The organism is Enterobacter cloacae complex sp. 677-3DZ2D5B, assembly GCF_004136695.1.
Classification (GTDB): Bacteria; Pseudomonadota; Gammaproteobacteria; order Enterobacterales; family Enterobacteriaceae; genus Enterobacter; species Enterobacter hormaechei_C.
On the sequence record NZ_QFLS01000005.1, the window covers coordinates 208,721 to 228,132 of the forward strand.

General features: G+C 59.3%; 19 protein-coding genes. 5 read left to right on the forward strand and 14 right to left on the reverse strand.

The genetic code is table 11. The annotated features are described in order from the left end of the window. Positions 1-10 precede the first annotated feature (10 nt). From DD597_RS08170 to DD597_RS08180, 3 genes are read left to right on the forward strand one after another with little or no spacing between them, the layout of a single operon-like run. Positions 11-991, forward strand: a complete 981-nt coding sequence (locus tag DD597_RS08170; RefSeq protein ID WP_003859441.1) for a tripartite tricarboxylate transporter substrate binding protein — start codon at positions 11-13, stop codon at positions 989-991. An 11-nt stretch (positions 992-1,002) separates the two neighbouring features. Further along, complete coding sequence (locus tag DD597_RS08175) at positions 1,003-1,434, forward strand: tripartite tricarboxylate transporter TctB family protein (RefSeq protein WP_003859443.1); 432 nt, start codon at positions 1,003-1,005, stop codon at positions 1,432-1,434. A gap of 11 nt (positions 1,435-1,445) precedes the next feature. After that, a complete protein-coding gene (locus DD597_RS08180) occupies positions 1,446-2,960 on the forward strand; it encodes a tripartite tricarboxylate transporter permease (RefSeq protein WP_003859445.1) in 1,515 nt (504 codons plus the stop codon). Here the strand turns inward: DD597_RS08180 and menE are convergent, their stop codons facing one another. From menE to DD597_RS08220, 8 genes are all read right to left on the reverse strand, one after another. Beyond that, positions 2,961-4,322 (reverse strand): o-succinylbenzoate--CoA ligase, encoded by a 1,362-nt coding sequence (menE, locus tag DD597_RS08185; RefSeq protein ID WP_048210164.1) that lies wholly within the window; start codon positions 4,320-4,322, stop codon positions 2,961-2,963. Continuing rightward, positions 4,319-5,284: an o-succinylbenzoate synthase gene (menC, locus tag DD597_RS08190; protein ID WP_045337670.1), complete on the reverse strand. Its 966-nt coding sequence runs from the start codon at positions 5,282-5,284 to the stop codon at positions 4,319-4,321. Before menC ends, menE begins: the two co-directional genes overlap by 4 nt. Further along, positions 5,284-6,141, reverse strand: coding sequence for a 1,4-dihydroxy-2-naphthoyl-CoA synthase (gene menB, locus DD597_RS08195; protein WP_003859452.1), 858 nt, complete (start codon positions 6,139-6,141; stop codon positions 5,284-5,286). The genes menC and menB overlap by 1 nt, the downstream gene beginning before the upstream one ends. After that, the gene (gene menH / locus DD597_RS08200; RefSeq protein WP_022651532.1) at positions 6,138-6,914 is read right to left on the reverse strand and encodes a 2-succinyl-6-hydroxy-2,4-cyclohexadiene-1-carboxylate synthase; all 777 of its coding nucleotides are present in this window, start codon (positions 6,912-6,914) and stop codon (positions 6,138-6,140) included. The genes menB and menH overlap by 4 nt, the downstream gene beginning before the upstream one ends. Continuing rightward, positions 6,911-8,581 (reverse strand): 2-succinyl-5-enolpyruvyl-6-hydroxy-3-cyclohexene-1-carboxylic-acid synthase, encoded by a 1,671-nt coding sequence (menD, locus tag DD597_RS08205; protein WP_032609736.1) that lies wholly within the window; start codon positions 8,579-8,581, stop codon positions 6,911-6,913. Before menD ends, menH begins: the two co-directional genes overlap by 4 nt. Positions 8,582-8,669: 88 nt before the next feature. Further along, positions 8,670-9,965 carry an isochorismate synthase MenF gene (menF, locus tag DD597_RS08210; RefSeq protein ID WP_003859458.1) on the reverse strand — a complete coding sequence of 432 codons (1,296 nt, stop codon included), beginning with the start codon at positions 9,963-9,965 and terminating at the stop codon, positions 8,670-8,672. 86 nt (positions 9,966-10,051) lie between these two features. Then, the gene (elaB, locus tag DD597_RS08215) at positions 10,052-10,357 is read right to left on the reverse strand and encodes a stress response protein ElaB (protein WP_017693006.1); all 306 of its coding nucleotides are present in this window, start codon (positions 10,355-10,357) and stop codon (positions 10,052-10,054) included. A 50-nt stretch (positions 10,358-10,407) separates the two neighbouring features. After that, complete coding sequence (locus DD597_RS08220; RefSeq protein WP_023314583.1) at positions 10,408-10,872, reverse strand: GNAT family N-acetyltransferase; 465 nt, start codon at positions 10,870-10,872, stop codon at positions 10,408-10,410. 71 nt (positions 10,873-10,943) lie between these two features. Here DD597_RS08220 and rbn point away from each other — a divergent pair, with 71 nt between their 5' ends. Both rbn and DD597_RS08230 read left to right on the forward strand, forming a co-directional pair. Continuing rightward, positions 10,944-11,861 (forward strand): ribonuclease BN, encoded by a 918-nt coding sequence (gene rbn / locus DD597_RS08225; protein WP_003859463.1) that lies wholly within the window; start codon positions 10,944-10,946, stop codon positions 11,859-11,861. 64 nt (positions 11,862-11,925) lie between these two features. Beyond that, positions 11,926-12,930, forward strand: a complete 1,005-nt coding sequence (locus tag DD597_RS08230) for a chemotaxis protein (RefSeq protein WP_003859465.1) — start codon at positions 11,926-11,928, stop codon at positions 12,928-12,930. A gap of 163 nt (positions 12,931-13,093) precedes the next feature. Here the strand turns inward: DD597_RS08230 and nuoN are convergent, their stop codons facing one another. The 6 genes from nuoN to nuoI all read right to left on the reverse strand — a co-directional run bounded on the left by nuoN (position 13,094) and on the right by nuoI (position 19,407). Next, a complete protein-coding gene (nuoN, locus tag DD597_RS08235; RefSeq protein WP_003861500.1) occupies positions 13,094-14,551 on the reverse strand; it encodes an NADH-quinone oxidoreductase subunit NuoN in 1,458 nt (485 codons plus the stop codon). Between the two features lie 6 nt (positions 14,552-14,557). Next, positions 14,558-16,087, reverse strand: a complete 1,530-nt coding sequence (nuoM, locus tag DD597_RS08240) for an NADH-quinone oxidoreductase subunit M (protein ID WP_003861498.1) — start codon at positions 16,085-16,087, stop codon at positions 14,558-14,560. A 75-nt stretch (positions 16,088-16,162) separates the two neighbouring features. Then, positions 16,163-18,004 (reverse strand): NADH-quinone oxidoreductase subunit L, encoded by a 1,842-nt coding sequence (gene nuoL, locus DD597_RS08245; RefSeq protein ID WP_003861497.1) that lies wholly within the window; start codon positions 18,002-18,004, stop codon positions 16,163-16,165. Continuing rightward, positions 18,001-18,303, reverse strand: a complete 303-nt coding sequence (nuoK, locus tag DD597_RS08250) for an NADH-quinone oxidoreductase subunit NuoK (protein WP_003861496.1) — start codon at positions 18,301-18,303, stop codon at positions 18,001-18,003. Before nuoK ends, nuoL begins: the two co-directional genes overlap by 4 nt. Beyond that, positions 18,300-18,854, reverse strand: coding sequence for an NADH-quinone oxidoreductase subunit J (gene nuoJ, locus DD597_RS08255; RefSeq protein WP_003861493.1), 555 nt, complete (start codon positions 18,852-18,854; stop codon positions 18,300-18,302). The genes nuoK and nuoJ overlap by 4 nt, the downstream gene beginning before the upstream one ends. A 10-nt stretch (positions 18,855-18,864) precedes the next feature. Next, a complete protein-coding gene (nuoI, locus tag DD597_RS08260; RefSeq protein WP_003861491.1) occupies positions 18,865-19,407 on the reverse strand; it encodes an NADH-quinone oxidoreductase subunit NuoI in 543 nt (180 codons plus the stop codon). Between the last annotated feature and the right edge of the window lie 5 nt (positions 19,408-19,412).

Sequence of the window (19,412 nt, forward strand, 5' to 3'; positions counted from 1 at the left end):
AGGATAAACGATGAAAAAACAATTACTTTCTACCCTTGCTGCAAGCGTATTGCTGTTGAGTGCCTCTGTCGTCCAGGCGCAGGACGCGCCATCCCGTACCGAATGTATCGCCCCGGCCAAACCCGGCGGCGGCTTCGACCTGACCTGTAAGCTGATTCAGGTCAGCCTGCTAGAGACGAAGGCCATTGAGAAACCGATGCGCGTTACCTACATGCCCGGCGGCGTGGGCGCGGTAGCCTATAACGCCATCGTCGCCCAGCGCCCTGCCGAAGCGGGCACAGTGGTGGCCTTCTCCGGCGGTTCGCTGCTGAATCTGTCACAGGGGAAATTTGGCCGTTATGACGTGGACGACGTGCGCTGGCTCGCCACCGTAGGCACCGATTACGGCATGATCGCCGTGCGCGCGGACTCTCCGTGGAAATCCCTGAAAGATCTGCTGACCGCCATGGAAAAAGATCCGAACAGCGTGGTCATTGGCGCAGGCGCCTCTATCGGCAGCCAGGACTGGATGAAAGCCGCGCTGCTGGCGCAGCAGGCCAAAGTGGATCCGCACAAGATGCGTTACGTGGCCTTTGAAGGCGGCGGCGAGCCGGTGACGGCGCTGATGGGCAATCACGTCCAGGCGGTATCGGGCGATCTCAGCGAAATGGTGCCCTACCTGAGCGGGGATAAGATCCGTGTGCTGGCGGTCTTCTCAGAAAACCGTCTGCCGGGCCAGCTGGCAGACGTCCCAACCGCCAAAGAGCAGGGTTATAACCTGGTCTGGCCGATCATCCGCGGCTTCTTCGTCGGGCCAAAAGTGACCGACGCCGAATACCAGTGGTGGGTGGATACCTTCGCAAAACTTCAGCAAACCGAGGAGTTCAAAAAACAGCGCGATCTGCGCGGGCTGTTTGAGTTCAACCTGAACGGCAAGCAGCTGGACGAGTATGTCAAAAAACAGGTGAATGACTACCGCGAACAGGCGAAAGCCTTTGGCCTGGCGAAATAACCGGAGGCGCTATGAGCGATCGCATTTTTGCCGGGATATGGCTGCTGCTCTGCATTGGCGGCATGTTCGTCGCCTGGCAGATCCACAGCGAATACAGCTATGAACCCGTGGGGCCACGCCCCTTTCCCGTCGGCATTGTCGGCCTGATGCTGCTCTGCTCGGTAGCGCTGCTGCTGCGCCATCCGGATACCGTGGAGTGGCCGCCACGCCGAACGCTGCAACGTCTGCTGGTAATGGTGATTGTCCTGCTGATGTACGCGTGGGGCTTTGAATGGCTCGGCTTCCCGATTGCCACCGCCCTGCTGACGATGGTGATTGGCATACTATTTAACGCCTCGCTGCCTGCGGCGGGGATCTCCGGGGTCGTACTGGGCATTTTACTCTGGTACGCCTTCGACCGCCTGCTGGACGTGACCCTGCCGCTTGGCGCATGGTTTAACTAACGGAGCACGCTATGGATACCTGGATCTATCTCTCTCAGGGGTTCGCGGTAGCGATGACCCCGGAAAACCTGGTGATCGCCCTGATCGGCTGTTTCGTCGGGACCATCGTCGGCCTGCTGCCGGGCCTTGGACCTATCAACGGCGTGGCGATTTTACTGCCGCTGGCCTTTGCGCTGCACCTGCCTGCGGAATCGGCGCTGATCCTGCTGGCGACGGTTTATATCGGCTGCGAATACGGGGGGCGTATTTCCTCGATTCTGCTTAACGTGCCCGGCGATGCCGCCGCCATTATGACCGCGCTGGATGGCTATCCAATGGCGCAGCAGGGACGCGGCGGCGTGGCGCTCTCTATTTCCGCCGTCAGCTCGTTCTTTGGCTCCCTGATCGCCATTGGCGGCATCATCCTCTTCGCCCCGGCGCTGGCCCAGTGGTCGCTGGCGTTTGGTCCGGCCGAGTATTTTGCCCTGATGGTGTTCGCTATCGCCTGTCTCGGCAGCATGATGGCGCAGAATCCGCTGAAGTCGTTTTTGTCTGCGTTGATTGGCCTCAGTCTGGCCACCGTCGGCGTGGATGCCAACACCGGGGTTTATCGTTTTACCTTCGACAGTGTTCATCTCTCCGACGGCGTGCAGTTTATCGTCGTGGTGATTGGTCTGTTCTCTGTCTCAGAAATCTTACTGATGCTGGAACATACCAGCAGCGGGCAGACGCTGGTGCGTAAAACCGGACGTATGCTCTTTAATGCCAAAGAGGGGGCGCAGTGTGTGGGTGCCACCCTGCGTTCGTCGGTGATCGGTTTCTTCGTCGGCATTCTGCCCGGCGCGGGGGCGACTATCGCCAGCGCCATCACCTACATGACCGAGAAAAAGCTGAGCGGCAACAGCGACAGCTTCGGCAAAGGCGATATCCGCGGCGTGGCGGCGCCGGAGGCGGCGAATAACGCCTCGGCCTGCGGCTCGTTTATCCCGATGCTGACCCTCGGCGTGCCGGGCTCCGGCACCACGGCGGTAATGATGGGCGCGCTGACGCTCTATAACATCACCCCGGGTCCGGCGATGTTTACCGAGCAGCCCGATATCGTCTGGGGTTTGATTGCCGCCCTGCTGATCGCCAACGTGATGCTGCTGGTAATGAACATCCCGCTGATCGGCCTGTTCACCCGCATGCTGACCATTCCCCTGTGGTTCCTGGTCCCGGCCATCGCCGCCGTCTCTGCGGTTGGGGTGTACGCGGTGCACAGCACCACCTTCGACCTGGTGTTGATGGTGCTGCTCGGCGTGCTGGGCTACATTCTGCGCAAGATGCACTTCCCGATGTCGCCGCTGATTTTAGGGTTTGTGCTGGGGGAAATGCTGGAGCAGAACCTGCGCCGCGCCCTCTCCATCAGCAACGGCAACATGGGGATCCTGTGGGAGAGCAGCGTAACGAAGATCCTGCTGGCAATGGCGATTATGGTGATTGTCGTGCCGCCGGTGCTGCGCTGGATCCGCCGACGCCAGCACAAACCGCAGCCGGATATCGGCTGATTAGCCCCTCAACAGGGCATTGACCCACTGCTTTAACGCCTGGCGGGAGATTTTAATCCCGCCATTTTTCAGTTCTGACGGCAGCGCCAGCCAGTGTACCGGCTGCTCAAAGCGCGCCAGCCTGCCCTGAACCCACTCCGGCAGCAGCGTGATATCCGTGCCCGGCTCGCATTCCACCACCGCCACCGGGCGTTGCCCGTACTCGGCATCATCCAGCGGAACGACAAACGCCTGGCTTACCTGCGGATGCGTGGCGATAACGCGCTCCAGCGCTTCCGGCTGGATCCCTTCTCCGCCGCTGAAAAAGAGATTGTCCATTCGGCCCAGAATGGTCAGGCGCCCGTCATGCCACTCGCCGCGATCCCGGGTGGCGAACCAGCCCTGCGCATTGACCAGCGGCAATAATGCGCCGTCTCGCCAGTAGCCCGCCGCCATGCTTTCCGCCCGGATCCAGACTTCACCGTTTACCACCTGAACGTCTCTGCCCGGCAGCGCGCTGCCCACGTCCGGCGCGCCGTCGGCCTCTTTGGCGCAGACGGTGGAGGCGAACTCGGTCAGACCGTAGCCGCAGAATGTACGGATCCCCTGCTCGCGCGCCTGTTCAGTCAGCGCAACGGGGATTTCCGCCCCGCCGAGCAGCACGGCTTTCAGCGCGACGGGATGGTGTGAATTAAGCAGTCGCCACAGCTGCGTTGGCACCAGCGAGGCGTGGGTACAGCCCTGTAGCGCCTGCTCAAGCGGCTGTTTTTCGCGCACGGTGAGACGGCCTCCGCCCTGTAACCAGCGCCACAAAATCCCCTGACCGGAGACGTGAAACAGCGGCAGAGAGAGCAGCCAGTCGTCGCTATCGCCGTAAGGCATCAGCGCCAGCACCCCTTTTGCGCTGGCAAGGTGGGCGGCACAGGTGTGCACCGCCGCTTTTGGCAAACCGGTGGAGCCGGAGGTGAGCGTCATTGAGGCCAGTCGTTCTGCCCGCCACGTCACGCCCCCCTGCCCCTCGCCCTCTCTTAATGCCAGCGCGGGCAGACCGTCATACTCACCGTTAAGCACCAGCGCAAAACGCAGGGTCATCTGCGGCAGGAGGACGTCCAGCAGCGGACGGGGAAGCTGAGGGTTCACCGGCAAAATGCGGGCGCCGCACTGAAGCAGCGCCAGCCAGGCCAGCAGGGTCTGCGGGTGGTTGTGGGCGAGCAGCATGACGCCGTCACCGTCAGCAACGCCCTGAGACTGAAAACCGGCTGCCAGGCGATCGATACGCTCGCCCAGCTGAGACCAACTGAGCGTTACATCGTCTAAACGCAGCGCGGGTTTATCGGCACGCCGGGTGCGCCAGTGCCGCCACGGCCAGTCGGTAAAACTCATCGCAATGGCTCCAGCGCCCCGACGTCGAGGCACGGCAAGGTGCTGCCAGGCCACTGGCGAATCAGCTGGGCCTGCATCAGGTTTAGCGTATCGAGACCGGGAACGGTGTCCGGCGTTAACCATGCAGCGATGCGCGCCAGCTGCGTCAGGCCGAGGCTGGATTCGATGGATGAACTGATCACCGCCGTCAGCCCTGCGGCATGGGCCGCCGCAACCTGCTCGCGCACCTTGTCGAGGCTGCCGGTCAGCGTTGGCTTAATCACCACGGCCCTGACGCCCGGCTCGGCGGCAAACGCGAAATCGGCTTCGCGCAGGCTCTCATCCCAGGCGATGGCGATGCCGGTTTCCCGGGCGAAGGCGCGAGAGTCGTCGCGCGTTTTGCACGGCTCTTCGAGAAACGCGATGCGGCTGCGGTACGCCGGGTTGACGTACTTCGCAAACTGCTGCGCCCTGAGCGGTGTCCAGGCGCGGTTGGCGTCCAGGCGCAGGTACAGATCGGGAATGGCTTCCAGTAACAGATTAACCACCATCCCGTCGCGCACCGCTTCGTACAGGCCGACCTTTATTTTCGCCACCTTCTCGCCAGGCATCGCGGAAAGGAGCGCGAAAAGTTCATCCGGATCGCCAGTACAGAGCGGCGCGGCGCGATAGTTCGCCGCCTCCGGCAAACTGCCGTCCAGCTCTGCCAGCGCGCAGCTGATGCCGAACGCGACGGAAGGAACGTCCGGCAGCGCCGGATCTTCTCCCTCGCGCCAGGCGTGCGTCCAGGCCATCAGCGCGGCCTGCGCCTCGTCGAGCGTTTCCAGGCTAAAGCCCGGAAGCGGGGCGATTTCGCCCCACCCTTCCCGCTCGCTCTGCCGGAGATGCACGCAAAAGCCGTCACGGGTTTTTAACCGCCGTTCACGCAGCACCACGCCCGCGTCCATCGGTATCTGCCAGCGGTAAACCTGCGCGCAACGCATTACGGGTTCCGTTTGTATTTGCTGAAGTCCGGCTGGCGTTTTTCGTTGAACGCGTTGCGCCCTTCCTGACCCTCTTCGGTCATATAGAACAGCATGGTGGCGTTACCTGCCAGCTCCTGAAGGCCCGCCTGACCGTCACAGTCGGCGTTGAGGGCCGCTTTCAGGCAGCGCAGCGCCATTGGGCTGTTTTGCAGCATTTCGCGACACCAGCGCACGGTCTCTTTTTCCAGATCGGCGATCGGCACCACGGTGTTAACCAGCCCCATATCCAGCGCTTCCTGGGCGTTGTACTGACGGCACAGGAACCAGATTTCGCGGGCTTTTTTCTGACCGACAATGCGCGCCATATAGGACGCGCCCCAGCCGCCGTCGAAAGAGCCGACTTTCGGGCCAGTCTGACCGAAAATGGCATTTTCCGCCGCGATCGTCAGGTCACACATCATGTGCAGCACGTGACCGCCGCCGATGGAATACCCTGCCACCATCGCGACCACCGGTTTTGGACAGGTGCGGATCTGGCGCTGGAAATCCAGCACGTTCAGGTGGTGCGTGCCCGCATCATCCTGGTATCCGCCGTAGTCACCGCGGACTTTCTGATCGCCGCCGGAGCAGAAGGCTTTCTCCCCTTCCCCGGTGAGGATGATGACGCCGATAGTGTCATCGTAGCGGGCATCCGCCAGCGCCTGGATCATCTCTTTTACGGTCAGCGGACGAAATGCGTTGCGCACCTGTGGACGGTTGATAGTGATTTTGGCGATACCATCGGCGGATTTGTGGTAACGAATGTCGGTGTAGCCTTCGGAGCAGTCCTGCCATTCAACCGGCGCGTAAAGCATGTGTTCATCAGGATAGATCATAGCGTGTCCTTTGTTCGATAACGCAGTATCTGAGCCAGACTCGCGGCAACAGCTTCCGGGTTGTCCCGGTGGGCGTTGTGTCCGGCGTGAGGGATAGCATGACGCGTGGCGTTAAGTTCAGCGGCGATAGCTGCAAACTTCCCGTCACGTTCGCCATAGAGATAGTCAAAAGAAAAATCACGCGCGATGAGCGCGGGACGTAAATCAGGCTGAACGGCAAGCGAGGTGGCCTCCAGCATCTCTGCCAGCCTCGGGCCGTTGTTCCGGCTGCGCAGCGCGATCAGCGCCCTGCGCTGATCATCCGTAAGTGAGGCAAAGACCGGCTGTTGATACCAGTCGGCAAAGACGGCCTCCAGCGGCTCACTGCGAAACCGTGACGCCCAGCGGCGGTCAGAGATCAGCCGGGCCTGGCGCGCATCGGCGTCTTGCAGGCCCGGGTGTCCACCTTCCACAATCACCCCGTCTAACCCCGCAGGATGCTGGCAGGCATGGAACATCGCAATGCGGCCGCCGAGGGAGTACCCCACGAGCCAGTATCTTAGTATGTTGTAACTAACAAGGGTATGCGAGAGCAATTCACTTACCTCTGCAAACCCCGTCACGCCCGTATCCGCTGAACCACCGTGCCCGGGCAGGTCAATGTAGAGCCGGGGGTAGTCATGCAGCGACGCCCCGACAGCCTGCCACTCGCGACAGTCGCCGGAAAAACCGTGTAGGAAAACCAGCCAGGGGTAGCCTGGTTTTCCTGGCTGGGAGACGCCTGCGAGGATCACAGGTGACTCACCTGCGCAAGCAGATGTTGCAGCTTCTGCGCGCCGTCAGCATCGTTTACCACCAGCTCAATGAGCGTCGCGCCAGGCTGCCGCCAGGCGGTGTTCAGCGCCGTCTCCAGCGCGTCCCAGTTTTCCGGGCGATGGTACTTCAGGCTGAACATGGCGGCGGCGTGTTCGAACTGCACGTTTTGCGGCATCAGATAGAAGCGCTCACGCTCGCTTTGCGGCGTCGGCAGCAACGAGAAAATCTGCCCGCCGTTATTGTTCACAATAATCAGCACGAACGGGGCCGACGCCTGACGCAGGAGCGCCAGCGCGTTGAGATCGTAGAGGGCTGAGAGATCCCCCACAATCGCCAGCGTGGATTTCGCGCTGGCCCTCTGTACGCCAGCGGCGGTGGAGATCAGGCCGTCAATGCCGCTCGCGCCCCGGTTGCTGTACACCGGATAACCCGCCGGCAGCTGCGAAAAGGCGTCAATCAGGCGCACCACCAGGCTGTTACCGACAAAAAGTTGTCCCTGCTCGGGAAGATATTTGCGGATACGGTGCGCCAGCCCGGCTTCACTGAACGCCTCGCACTGCGCTTTGGTGAGTTCCCACGCCTGACGTGACAGCGCCGGGATCTCCACCGCCCAGGGTTTGCGTTTTTCCGCCGGATGCAATTCCAGCCAGCTGTTAATATCGCTCACCAGGCGGCGGCCACGATGGTGCGCCGGGTCAAGGCGTCCTTCGAGCGGGTCCACCAGCCAGTACTCTTCAGGCGTACAGGTGGCCTGCCACTGGAGCAGACGCTTCCCCGTCAGGCTCGATCCCAGCTGGACGACAATCTGCGCCTGCGCCAGCTCGGTGACCGCTTTCGCGTTCCCCAGCCAGAGGTCGGCGCAGGGCAGCGGCTGGCCCGTCTGGGAAAGCACGTCACCAATCAGCGGCCAGCCAAGCGTTTGTGCCCACTCCGCCGCAAGCTTACCTTCCGCCGCACTCATCCGCCCGGCTATCACCACGCCGCGCTTCTGACGCCAGAAGAACCAGTCGCGCTGTTTAGCGCTTTCCAGATGCGTCTGCTCGCGCAGCCAGGGTTTTTCGCTCTCCCACCAGTCTCCCAGCTGCTGTTGCCAGACGAGGCCAGTATCGTTCATTTCACCGTACAGCGGCTCGGCAAACGGGCAGTTAATGTGTAGCCCGCCGCTGCGCAGTGCGTTCATGGCGTGGTCGAGGGTTGAGACCAGCCAGCTGGCGGGAATGTCCTGGGTGGGGCGCGGCAACGAGACCGTCTGTGAAGGATGCGAGGCAAAAATGCCAGGCTGACGAATCGCCTGGTTAGCGCCGCAGTCGATAAGTTCCGGGGGACGGTCGGCGGTGAGTAAAATCAGCTTTTCGCCGGTTAATCCCGCTTCTATCAGCGCCGGATAGAGGTTCGCCACCGCCGTGCCGGAGGTGACGATCACCGCCACGGGCGCTTTACTGACTTTCGCAAGCCCGAGCGCCAGATGGCCCAGACCACGCTCATCAAAATGGGTGTGGTGAATAAAAGCCCGGTTTTCCGCGGCAGCAAGGGTGAGCGGCGTGGAGCGAGAGCCCGGGGCAATACACACATGCCTGACACCATGACGGGTCAGGGCTTCAAGGATCACCGCCGCCCAGCGTCGGTTAAAAGAACTTACTGACATGAGATTGTCCAGTATCAAGAATGCGACACAGTATAAATAATAGAAAAAGTCAGAATTTTGATATGAATCGGGATTGCACGAATCAGTATTAATCCCTTAGGAGAAGGGAACGCAGCCCGGCGGCCTTGTTTTCGATCTCCTGCCACTCCTGCTCAGGATCGGAGCCGCTGACGATGCCCGCCCCCGCATAAAGACGCAGCGCAGCGTTGTGAACGCGGGCGGAGCGTAATGCCACACAGAATTCGCTCTGATCGCGCGATAAATAGCCCGCCGAACCGGCGTACCACTCCCGGTCAAACGGCTCGACTTTCGCAATAAATTCTCGGGCCGCCTGTCGCGGCAGCCCGGCCACCGCCGCCGTCGGTTGCAAAATATGCAGACACTGTTCGTCGTCAGGCTGTTTAAGTTCGGTCCAGATACAGCGGCGTAAATGCTGCACCTTGCGCAGACGCAGCACCTGCGCAGGCAGGATCTCCAGCGTCCGGGTATGGTGCTGAAGACGCTGGCAGATATCTTCCACCACCAGCATATTTTCCCGCTGATTTTTATCGTCGTTCATCAGCCAGTCGCCCAGACGCTGGGCCTGCTTATCGTCAGAATGGCTGGCGACGGTGCCTGCCAGCGCTTCAGTGCGCAGCAGCGTGCCGCGTCGCCGCCACAGGCGCTCGGGCGTCGAGCCGAGGAAGGCATTGCTGGCGTCAAAGACCATACAAAAATGATAGCAGTTGAGGTTTAGCGCGCGGCTTGCAGCCATCAGCGCGATGGCGTTCACGGGCTGCTGGCACTGAACGTCTGTAGCACGTGCGAGCACCACTTTCTCAAAATCACCGCGAGCAAGGGTATCCGTCGCCTGACGAATCAACGCCAGCCAGTCCGGTTTTTCCGGATGATGGGTTTCCTGCACAATCTGCACGGACAACGGGCGGATCGGCGCGGCGTCGCGCAGGTTATCGACAAAATTCAGCGCCTCACGGGCATCTTCCCGCAGCGACGTTTCGCTCCACAGTTGCAGACGCAGCGTGGCGACCCCGCCAGACCGTCGCCAGAGAAGGCGCGGTAAAAACAGCTTGCCCTGCGCCGGGTTGAAGGCGTTCAGGCCGCAGATACGGGTGTCATTGGCTACGTCATGGGCATGCAAAAACCGCGAGGCCGAAGCCAGAGAATCAAACTGGGCGAGGCTTCCGAGCGCGGCAAGTTCTTCATCGCCGCTGCGCTGTTGCCAGTAAAACTGAGGATAGCATCGCTGCACACCCAGCCAGGCCAGCGGATCGAAGGCGTCGTTTAACGGGAAAGAGACATCGAAATGGCGTAAACCGGGTATAGCAGGCAATGCTTGCGCAAGCTGAGTGCGCAGGCTTTGCAGCGCGAGGAAAATCGAGTGCACGCGAACCTCTCCCTGTTAAAGCCTTATATTATACGGGGTACTGACGATAAATAGCAGTACCCACGTGTAGGGAGTGGTTTACCGGCTTAACGACGGGCTAACAGCAGACCCAGCACCAGCCCTACGGCCGCACCGACCCCAATGCCCTGCCACGGTTTTTCATGCACATAATCGTCGGCACGATAAACCGCCTGTTTGGCGCGGTAGTAATAATTGTCGGAGGCGTTACTGACGCGGTTTTTCACGTCATGCAGCGCCTGCTCGGCGCGGGCTTTGAGCTCAATGTACTTCTGATCGGCAGGATCGCCTGAAGAGCGCAGCACTTCTTCCAGCGTTTCGCTTAGCAGCGTCAGGTCGTCGTCGACTCGGGTATCCCAGGATTGAAATGACATTTTTTTCTCCATGTTAGTACACCAGTCCGGTAACTATAGACAACGTCTTGCTATTGCGCCTGTTTCGCTTCGCGTGCCATGCCGATGTGTGGGATGCCATCTTCGTCGTAAATGTCCGTGACCGGGGTAAAACCAAAATGGCCATAGAATGATTGCAAATGCGCCTGCGCGCCCAGGTATAACGCCTTGTCCGGCCACTGTTTCTGGCATGCGTCCAGCGTTTTTTCCATCAGCTGATAGCCCAGCTTTTCACCGCGCGCGCGGCCACTGATAATGACGCGCCCAATGACGACAGGGTCAAATTCCTCTTCGCTTTTCAGAATCCTCGCATACGCCACCAGCTCGTTATCGCGCCAGCCGAGGATGTGCCGGTTCTCGCCGACCAGGTCATCGCCGTCGATATCCTGATACGGGCAGGTTTGTTCAACCACGAAGACTTCACAGCGCAGTTTGAGCAGGGCGTAGAGTGACTGCACGGTCAGTTCGCTGTGGTGTAGATCTTGCCACTGGATCATGTGTTTCTCCTTCCTGGGGTTCATCACGTTATACTAAACCCCTTCCCATTCGGCAAAGGGCTGATTGCGTTATGGAACTGATTTTTCTGGGTACGTCCGCCGGGGTGCCAACCCGCTCACGAAACGTGACGGCGATTCTGCTGGATCTTAAGCATCCTACCCGCGGTGGGCTGTGGCTGTTTGACTGCGGCGAGGGTACGCAGCATCAGCTGCTGCATACCTCATACCACCCGGGGAAAGTGGATAAAATATTTATCACCCATCTACACGGCGACCATCTGTTTGGCCTGCCGGGCCTGCTGTGCAGCCGTTCGATGGCCGGTAACGCTAACCCGCTGACCATTTATGGCCCTGCGGGTATTCAGGAATTTGTTGAAACCACGCTGCGCCTGAGCGGCTCGTGGACCGATTATCCGCTGGAGGTGGTGGAGATCGGCGAAGGTCTGGTGTTCGACGACGGAGATTATCAGGTGCGCGCTTACCCGCTTAACCATCCGGTGGAATGTTACGGCTATCGCGTTGAGGAGCATGACAAGCCCGGTGCGCTGAACGCCGCCGCGTTGCAGGCCGATGGGGTGAAACCTGGCCCGCTGTTCCAGCGTCTGAAGCACGGCGAGACCGTCACGCTGGAAGACGGGCGCGTCATCAACGGTCAGGATTACCTCGCGCCGCCGCAGCCAGGCAAAAAACTGGCTATTTTTGGGGATACCGCCCCCTGCCCTTCGGCGCTCAGGCTTGCCGGGGGTGTGGATGTGATGGTGCATGAGGCGACGCTGGAAGCGGCGATGGAAGAAAAAGCCAACAGCCGGGGGCACAGCTCAACGCGTCAGGCGGCGCAGCTGGCGCGTGAGGCTGGCGTCCGGAAACTGATTGTTACTCACGTCAGCTCACGCTATGACGTCCGCGGCGCTGAAAGCCTGCTGGCAGAGTGTCGGGAAGTATTTCCGGCATGCGAGCTGGCGGAAGATTTTGCTCAGGTCAGCGTTTAGTCCTTCATTTTTCCCTCAGCGTGCCGATAACGATTAAAAGGCCAGCATTTCTCTTGAGGGTAGAATGGATAATTTCCAGAAAGATATTGATGACAGGGCGAACCTGACCCTGTCCAACCGTTTTGAACTGTTGCTGTTCCGTCTTGGCACCTCTCTGAACGAAAATAAATCCGAGCTGTTCGGCATCAACGTGTTCAAATTGCGCGAAATTGTGCCGATGCCGACCTTCACCAAACCGGCGGGAATGAAGTCTCCACTGATGGGGATGGTGAACATTCGCGACCAGGTGATCCCGGTGATCGATCTGGCCGCCGTCGCCGGCTGCAAGCCAGCCACCGGGCTGAACATCCTGCTGATCACCGAGTATGCCCGCAGCGTGCAGGCGTTTGCTGTGGAATCGGTGGAAAACATCATGCGTCTGGACTGGAAGCAGGTGCATGCTGCGGAAACTGCCGTCAGCGGTCGCTACATTACCAGCATTGCCTGCCTGGACGAGAAGACGGATACCAACGATCTGGCGATGGTGCTGGACGTGGAGCAGATCCTGTACGACATCACCCCGGCGAACCACGATCTGCACGCCACCCATCTGGAAACCACCAAATTTAACATCAAGCCTGGCTCTGTCGCGATTGTTGCAGAAGATTCGAAAGTGGCGCGCTCAATGCTGGAGAAGGGATTGCAGGCGATGGAGATCCCGGCCCAGCTGCATATCACCGGCAAAGACGCGTGGGAGAAAATCACTCAGTTGGCCGCGCAGGCTCAGGCTGAGGGCGTCCCCGTTACCGATAAGATTGCCCTGGTATTGACCGACCTCGAAATGCCGGAGATGGACGGCTTTACGCTGACGCGCAAAATCAAAACCGACCCGGTACTGAAAGATATTCCGGTGGTGATCCACTCGTCTCTTTCCGGCAACGCGAACGAAGATCATATTCGCAAAGTGAAGGCGGACGGCTATGTGGCGAAGTTTGAGCTAAATGAGCTATCGTCGGTGATTGAAGAGGTGCTGGACCGCTCGATGAAGAAGATTGAAGGGCCGCTTATAAGCAGGAAGCAGTTAGCTTAGTCGGGTGGCGCTTCGCTTACCCGACCTACAAGACCCGTAGGCCCTGCAAGCGTAGCGCCCTGGGCATATTTTACTCTGTGCGGGCTGGTGCCCTCACCCCGGCCCTCTCCCACGGGGAGAGGGAGAAAACAATAAAAAACCCGCCGAGGCGGGTTTTTTATTTTTACATCAGCGGCATCGCTCGCTGCACGATATCAATCAGCGGCTGCGGATAGATACCGAAGATCAGCACCAGCAGCGCGGAGATTAGCACCACGATACCGCCGGCGCTGTACTGCCAGTTGGACGGCGCATCGCGGTTGAGCTGCTGAGGCGCGCTCAGGTACAGGCTCACCGCTACGCGCAGGTAGTAGTAGAGACCAATCGCGGAGCCGATAACGACACCCGCCGTCAGCCACCACAGACCCGCCTGCACACCGACGGCCAGCACGTAGAACTTACCGATAAAGCCCAGCGTCATCGGGATACCCGCCAGAGAGAGCATCATCACGGTCATTACCGCAGACAGAATCGGACGGTGCCAGAACAGTCCACGGTAGGAGAACAGGGAATCTGCATCCGGGCCACGGTACGGGCTGGACATCAGGCTCACCACGCCGAACGCGCCGAGGCTGCTGAACAGGTAACCGGCCAGATACACACCCACGGTTTCCATCGACATCTCACCGCTTTGCAGCGCAATCAGCGCCACCAGCAGGTAACCCAGATGGGAGATAGAGGAGTAGCCCAGCAGACGCTTGATGTTGGTCTGGCTCAGCGCCATCAGGTTACCGAAGATGATAGAAACGAACGCGATAATGCCCAGCACCACGCGAACCGCTTCGCTGTCACCCACCGGGGCGTACAGGAACAGACGCATAACCACGCCGAAGATAGCGATTTTACTCGCCGTCGCCAGGAAGGTAGAGACCGGTGCAGGCGCACCCTGGTAGACGTCTGGCGTCCACAGGTGGAACGGAACCAGAGAGAGTTTAAAGCCAAGGCCAACAATCATCATGCCCAGACCCGCCAGCAGCAGCGGCTCATGCATCATGCCGTCGCCGAGGCTCTTACCGATGGCCAGGAAGGAGAGGTTACCCGTCTGTGCATACAGCAGCGCGATACCGAACAGCAGGAACGACGACGCGGCAGCAGACAGAATGGTGTACTTGATAGCCGCTTCCAGAGAGCGCTTCTGACGGAAGGCGTAACCAATCAGGCCGAACAGCGGCAGTGAGATCAACTCAATACCAAGGAACAGCGCGGCCATGTGGTTCGCGTTCGCCAGCAGAATGCCGCCCAGTGCAGCAATCAGTACCAGCAGGTAAAACTCTTCTTTGTTGTCGTTGTATCCTTCGAGCCACGGGTACGCAAAGGTACAGGTTGCCAGGCTCGCCAGCAGCACCAGACCGGTGTAGAGCATGGCGTAGCCGTCAACGCGCATCAGCGGCGTGACGTCCATCGCTCCCGCCTGGCCAACAAACCAGAGGGAGACTAACGCAGCGTTCAGACCCAGAACGGACAGGGTCGCATTCAGGAAGTGATTGCGTCGCCACGCAATGGAGAGCATCACAACCACCACCGTCAATCCGACGATCAGCAGCGGTAGCAGCGCGATCAGTTGTTGTGGAGTTATTGTCATGGCGAATTACGGCCTTGTAGTAGAAGCAGAATTAACAAACCACTGCTGGATGTTACCCATCGCGGAGTGCGAGGTATCCAGAATCGGCTGCGGATAGAAGCCCAACAGCACCAGCAGTACGACCAGCAGCAGGATGATGAACAGCTCTCGCAGCGACATCCCCGGCAATTCTTGTGCAGCAATTTCACTCTTCGCTTTACCGAAGTAAGCGCGGTGCAGCATCGCCAGCGAGTACACGGAGGCAAACACCAGACCAAAGGTGGAGATGACGGTGATCGTCGGTACCACGTTGAAGCTGCCGAACAGGATCATAAACTCGCCGACGAAGTTACCGGTACCCGGCATACCCAGAGTCGCCACCGCGAAGAACATGGAGAGCGCCGGCAGCCATTTCATTTTGCCCCACAGACCGCCCATCATACGCATGTCGCGGGTATGGAGACGTTCGTACAGCTGACCACACAGGATGAAGAGACCGGCAGCGGACAGGCCGTGCGCAATCATCTGGATAACCGCGCCCTGGTACGCCAGCTGGCTGCCGGTGTAGATGGCAATCAGCACGAAGCCCATGTGGGAAACGGAGGTGTAAGCAATCAGACGTTTGATGTCGTACTGCGTGAAGGCCATCCATGCACCGTAGAAGATACCGATCACGCCCAGCCACATGGCAATCGGCGCGAACTCTGCGGAGGCGTTCGGGAACAGCGGCAGGGAGAAACGCAGCAGACCGTAAGCCGCGGTTTTCAGCAAGATGCCCGCCAGGTCAACGGAACCTGCCGTTGGCGCCTGAGAGTGCGCGTCTGGCAGCCAGCCATGCAGCGGAACCACCGGCATTTTAACCGCGAAGGCGATAAAGAAGCCCAGCATCAGCAGGTATTCCACGCCGTGGGACATCGGGGTCTTCAGCAGGTCTTCGTAGTTGAAGGTCCAGACACCGGTCGCGTTGTAATGCACAAACACCAGCGCCAGGATGGCAATCAGCATCACCAGACCACTCGCCTGGGTATAGATGAAGAACTTGGTGGCCGCCGTGATACGCGTTTTACCGTCGGATGCCTTGTGACCCCACAGCGCGATCAGGAAGTACATCGGCACCAGCATCATCTCCCAGAAGAAGAAGAACAGGAACATGTCGATGGCCAGGAACACGCCGATCACGCCGCCCAGGATCCACATCAGGTTCAGGTGGAAGAAGCCCTGGTATTTTTCGATTTCTCGCCAGGAGCAAAGTACCGCCAGAACGCCGAGCAGACCGGTCAGCACCACCATCAGCAGCGACAGACCGTCAATCGCGAGGTGGATCGTGATACCGAAACGTGGGATCCACGGCAGGATAAACTCAGACTGCCACTGCGGAAGGCCCGCAGACTGGGTCAGTGAGTAGCCACCCTGCAACCACAGTTGCAGGCCAAGCGCGAGCGTCAATCCCATGGTGATCAGCGCGATCCAGCGCGGCATCTTCACGCCAAAGCGTTCGGTCTGCCAGCACAGGAAGCCGCCGATGAAGGGAATTAATATTAGCCAGGGTAGTAACATGGCGATTTACATTCCTTTTTAAGGCCCCCAGCAGGGGCCTGATTTTCAACGAATCGAATAAAATTCACTTTACGATCAACGCAACACCATCAGCAGCGCCAGCACGACAACCGCACCGATGCTCATGGACGCCACATACCAGCGCAGATAACCGTTCTCGCTAAACAGCAGGCCTTTACCTGCAAAGCGAGAGAGGATCGCCGGGATATTCATCAGGCTGTTCAGTGGATCGCGCTTCAGCAGCCACGCAATGCCCAGGAACGGCTTCACGAAGATCATGTCGTACAGCCAGTCGAAGCCCCACGCGTTGTACCACCAGGTGCCCAGCAGACGGCCCGGCGCGCTGTTGGCAACGGCAGTTACCAGCGTGCGTTTGCCCAGCCACAGCCATGCGGCAATCAGGATGCCCGCTATAGCCACTACGCCGGAGGTGATTTCAAGCGTCAGAACGCGACCGTGCTCAAGCTCGGTTGTTGCCGGCAGTACACCCTGCAACGGTGGCACAATCATCGCGCCAACGAAGGTGGACAGGACCAGCAGAACAATCAGCGGCAGGTGGTGGGTAATCCCCTTCCCTGCGTGAGCGTGAATTTGTTCTTTACCGTGGAAGACGATGAAAATCATACGGAAGGTGTACAGGGAGGTCATGAACGCACCGACCAGACCCGCAACCATCAGATTGATATGACCATTCGCCATGGCGCCCGCAAGGATTTCGTCCTTACTGAAGAAGCCCGCGGTAATCAGCGGCAGTGCCGCCAGCGCCGCGCCGCCCACCAGGAAGCAGACATAGACCAGCGGGATGGACTTACGCAGTCCGCCCATTTTGAAGATGTTCTGCTCGTGGTGGCAGGCCAGGATCACCGAACCGGATGAGAGGAACAGCAGCGCTTTAAAGAACGCGTGCGTCATCAGGTGGAAAATGGCCGCATCCCACGCCTGAACGCCCAGCGCCAGGAACATGTAACCAATCTGGCTCATGGTGGAGTACGCGAGAACGCGTTTGATGTCGGTCTGCACCAGCGCGGCAAAGCCTGCCAGCACCAGCGTAACCGCACCGACAATACCCACCAGATGCAGAATTTCCGGGGTCATCAGGAACAGGCCATGGGTACGCGCAATCAGGTAGACACCGGCGGTAACCATGGTCGCGGCGTGGATCAGCGCGGAGACAGGGGTTGGACCCGCCATCGCGTCGGCCAGCCATGTCTGCAACGGCAGCTGCGCGGATTTACCCACGGCGCCACCCAGCAGCATCAGCGTTGCCCACCACAGCATGTTGTTGCCTGCTTCGAAGTGCGCCGGCGCCAGTTCCACCATTTCGCGGAAGTTCAGCGTGCCCAGTTCGTTGTAGAGAATGAACAGCGCGAAAGCGAGGAAGACGTCACCCACGCGGGTCACGACGAACGCTTTCATGGCCGCTGCGCCATTCTTCGGATCGGTGTAGTAGAAACCGATCAGCAGGTAAGAGCACAGACCCACGCCTTCCCAGCCCAGATACATCAGCAGCAGGTTATCGGCCAGCACCAGAACCACCATGCTGGCGATAAACAGGTTGGTGTAGGCGAAGAAGCGGGAGTATCCCTCTTCACCGCGCATGTACCAGGAGGCGAACATGTGGATCAGGAAGCCGACGCCGGTGACCACGGAGAGCATGGTCAGAGACAGACCATCCAGCACCAGGTTGAAACCGATGTTGAAGTTACCGACCGACATCCAGTTCCACAGCGGTACGCTGTAGGCCTGACGTCCATTGTTAAAGAAGTCGATACCCGCATACGCTGTGACCAGCGCAGCCAGGCCGATAGAGCCAATGCCCACGGTGGCAGACAGATTCTCAGACCAGCGGCCGCGAGAAAACGCCAGCAGCACGAAGCCAATCAGCGGAAAAATAATGGTTAAGGCAAGCATGTTCATCCACGCAACTCACTTACTGAATCGATGTTCAGGTTCTGGCGGCGACGATGGAGCTGTAGCAACAGCGCCAGGCCAATACTCGCTTCAGCAGCCGCGAGGCTGATGGCGAGAATGTACATCACCTGACCATCGGTCTGGCCCCAGTAGCTGCCGGCGACCACAAAGGCCAGCGCGGAAGCGTTGATCATGATTTCCAGACCGATCAGCATAAACAGCAGATTGCGGCGGATAACCAGACCGGTTAAGCCCAGAACGAATAAAATCGCAGCGAGGATCAGTCCATGTGTTAAGGGGATCATGCGCGTTCCTCCGTTTTTCTTTTCGCGCGGTCGTCAGTGCGGTTGCTCAGCACCTCGCCGACACGCTCTTCGCGGCCAACGTGGAAGGCCACAACCAGACCCGCCAGCAGCAGCATCGAGGCCAGCTCAACCGCCAGAACGTACGGACCAAACAGGGTGATACCCACGGCTTTCGCGCTGATTGGCGTCCCGTCGATACCCTGGTCGTTGACGCCCAGAATGGCGTAAACAATCACCGCCAGCATGATGGCCGACAGAATCGCCGGGCCAATCCACACCTGCGGTTTTAACCACTGACGTTCCTGCTCAATTTCAGAGCCGCCCAGGTTGAGCATCATCACCACGAACACGAACAGCACCATGATGGCCCCGGCGTAGACGATGATTTCCAGCGCACCGGCGAAGTGCGCGCCCAGCGCAAAGAACACCCCGGAAATAGCCAGCAGCGAGATGATTAAATACAGCAGCGCATGCACCGGATTGGTGTGCGTGATCACTCGCAGCGTAGCCAGGATGGCGATAAGGCCACAGATATAAAAAGCGAATTCCATTGCCCTCTCCTTACGGTAACAGGCTCTTGACGTCGATAGGCTTAGCTTCGTTCTCTGCTTCGCCTTTATCTTTGCCGTCGATTGCCATACCCGCCATCCGGTAGAAGTTATATTCCGGGTATTTGCCCGGACCGGAAATCAGCAGATCCTCTTTCTCGTACACCAGATCCTGACGCTTGTACTCACCCAGCTCAAAGTCTGGAGTCAGCTGAATCGCCGTGGTTGGGCACGCTTCTTCACACAGACCGCAGAAAATGCAGCGTGAGAAGTTGATGCGGAAGAACTCAGGATACCAGCGGCCGTCTACCGTCTCTGCTTTTTGCAGAGAGATACAGCCCACCGGACACGCTACCGCACACAGGTTACAGGCAACGCAACGCTCGGAACCGTCCGGGTCGCGCGTCAGCACGATACGTCCACGGTAGCGCGGCGGCAGATATACCGGCTCTTCCGGGTACATCCGGGTTTCGCGTTTGGCAAACGCATGCAGGCCGATCATCCAGATACTGCGTACCTGGGTGCCGAAACCTACCAATAATTCTTTTAAGGTCATGATCT

Bases quoted from the DNA above. Each gene is read 5' to 3' on its own strand.
- DD597_RS08170 (WP_003859441.1), top strand. From the start codon at position 11: ATGAAAAAACAATTACTTTCTACCCTTGCTGCAAGCGTATTGCTGTTG.
- DD597_RS08175 (WP_003859443.1), top strand. From the start codon at position 1,003: ATGAGCGATCGCATTTTTGCCGGGATATGGCTGCTGCTCTGCATTGGC.
- DD597_RS08180 (WP_003859445.1), top strand. From the start codon at position 1,446: ATGGATACCTGGATCTATCTCTCTCAGGGGTTCGCGGTAGCGATGACC.
- menE (WP_048210164.1), bottom strand. From the start codon at position 4,322: ATGAGTTTTACCGACTGGCCGTGGCGGCACTGGCGCACCCGGCGTGCC.
- menC (WP_045337670.1), bottom strand. From the start codon at position 5,284: ATGCGTTGCGCGCAGGTTTACCGCTGGCAGATACCGATGGACGCGGGC.
- menB (WP_003859452.1), bottom strand. From the start codon at position 6,141: ATGATCTATCCTGATGAACACATGCTTTACGCGCCGGTTGAATGGCAG.
- menD (WP_032609736.1), bottom strand. From the start codon at position 8,581: ATGTCAGTAAGTTCTTTTAACCGACGCTGGGCGGCGGTGATCCTTGAA.
- elaB (WP_017693006.1), bottom strand. From the start codon at position 10,357: ATGTCATTTCAATCCTGGGATACCCGAGTCGACGACGACCTGACGCTG.
- DD597_RS08220 (WP_023314583.1), bottom strand. From the start codon at position 10,872: ATGATCCAGTGGCAAGATCTACACCACAGCGAACTGACCGTGCAGTCA.
- rbn (WP_003859463.1), top strand. From the start codon at position 10,944: ATGGAACTGATTTTTCTGGGTACGTCCGCCGGGGTGCCAACCCGCTCA.
- DD597_RS08230 (WP_003859465.1), top strand. From the start codon at position 11,926: ATGGATAATTTCCAGAAAGATATTGATGACAGGGCGAACCTGACCCTG.
- nuoN (WP_003861500.1), bottom strand. From the start codon at position 14,551: ATGACAATAACTCCACAACAACTGATCGCGCTGCTACCGCTGCTGATC.
- nuoM (WP_003861498.1), bottom strand. From the start codon at position 16,087: ATGTTACTACCCTGGCTAATATTAATTCCCTTCATCGGCGGCTTCCTG.
- nuoL (WP_003861497.1), bottom strand. From the start codon at position 18,004: ATGAACATGCTTGCCTTAACCATTATTTTTCCGCTGATTGGCTTCGTG.
- nuoK (WP_003861496.1), bottom strand. From the start codon at position 18,303: ATGATCCCCTTAACACATGGACTGATCCTCGCTGCGATTTTATTCGTT.
- nuoJ (WP_003861493.1), bottom strand. From the start codon at position 18,854: ATGGAATTCGCTTTTTATATCTGTGGCCTTATCGCCATCCTGGCTACG.
- nuoI (WP_003861491.1), bottom strand. From the start codon at position 19,407: ATGACCTTAAAAGAATTATTGGTAGGTTTCGGCACCCAGGTACGCAGT.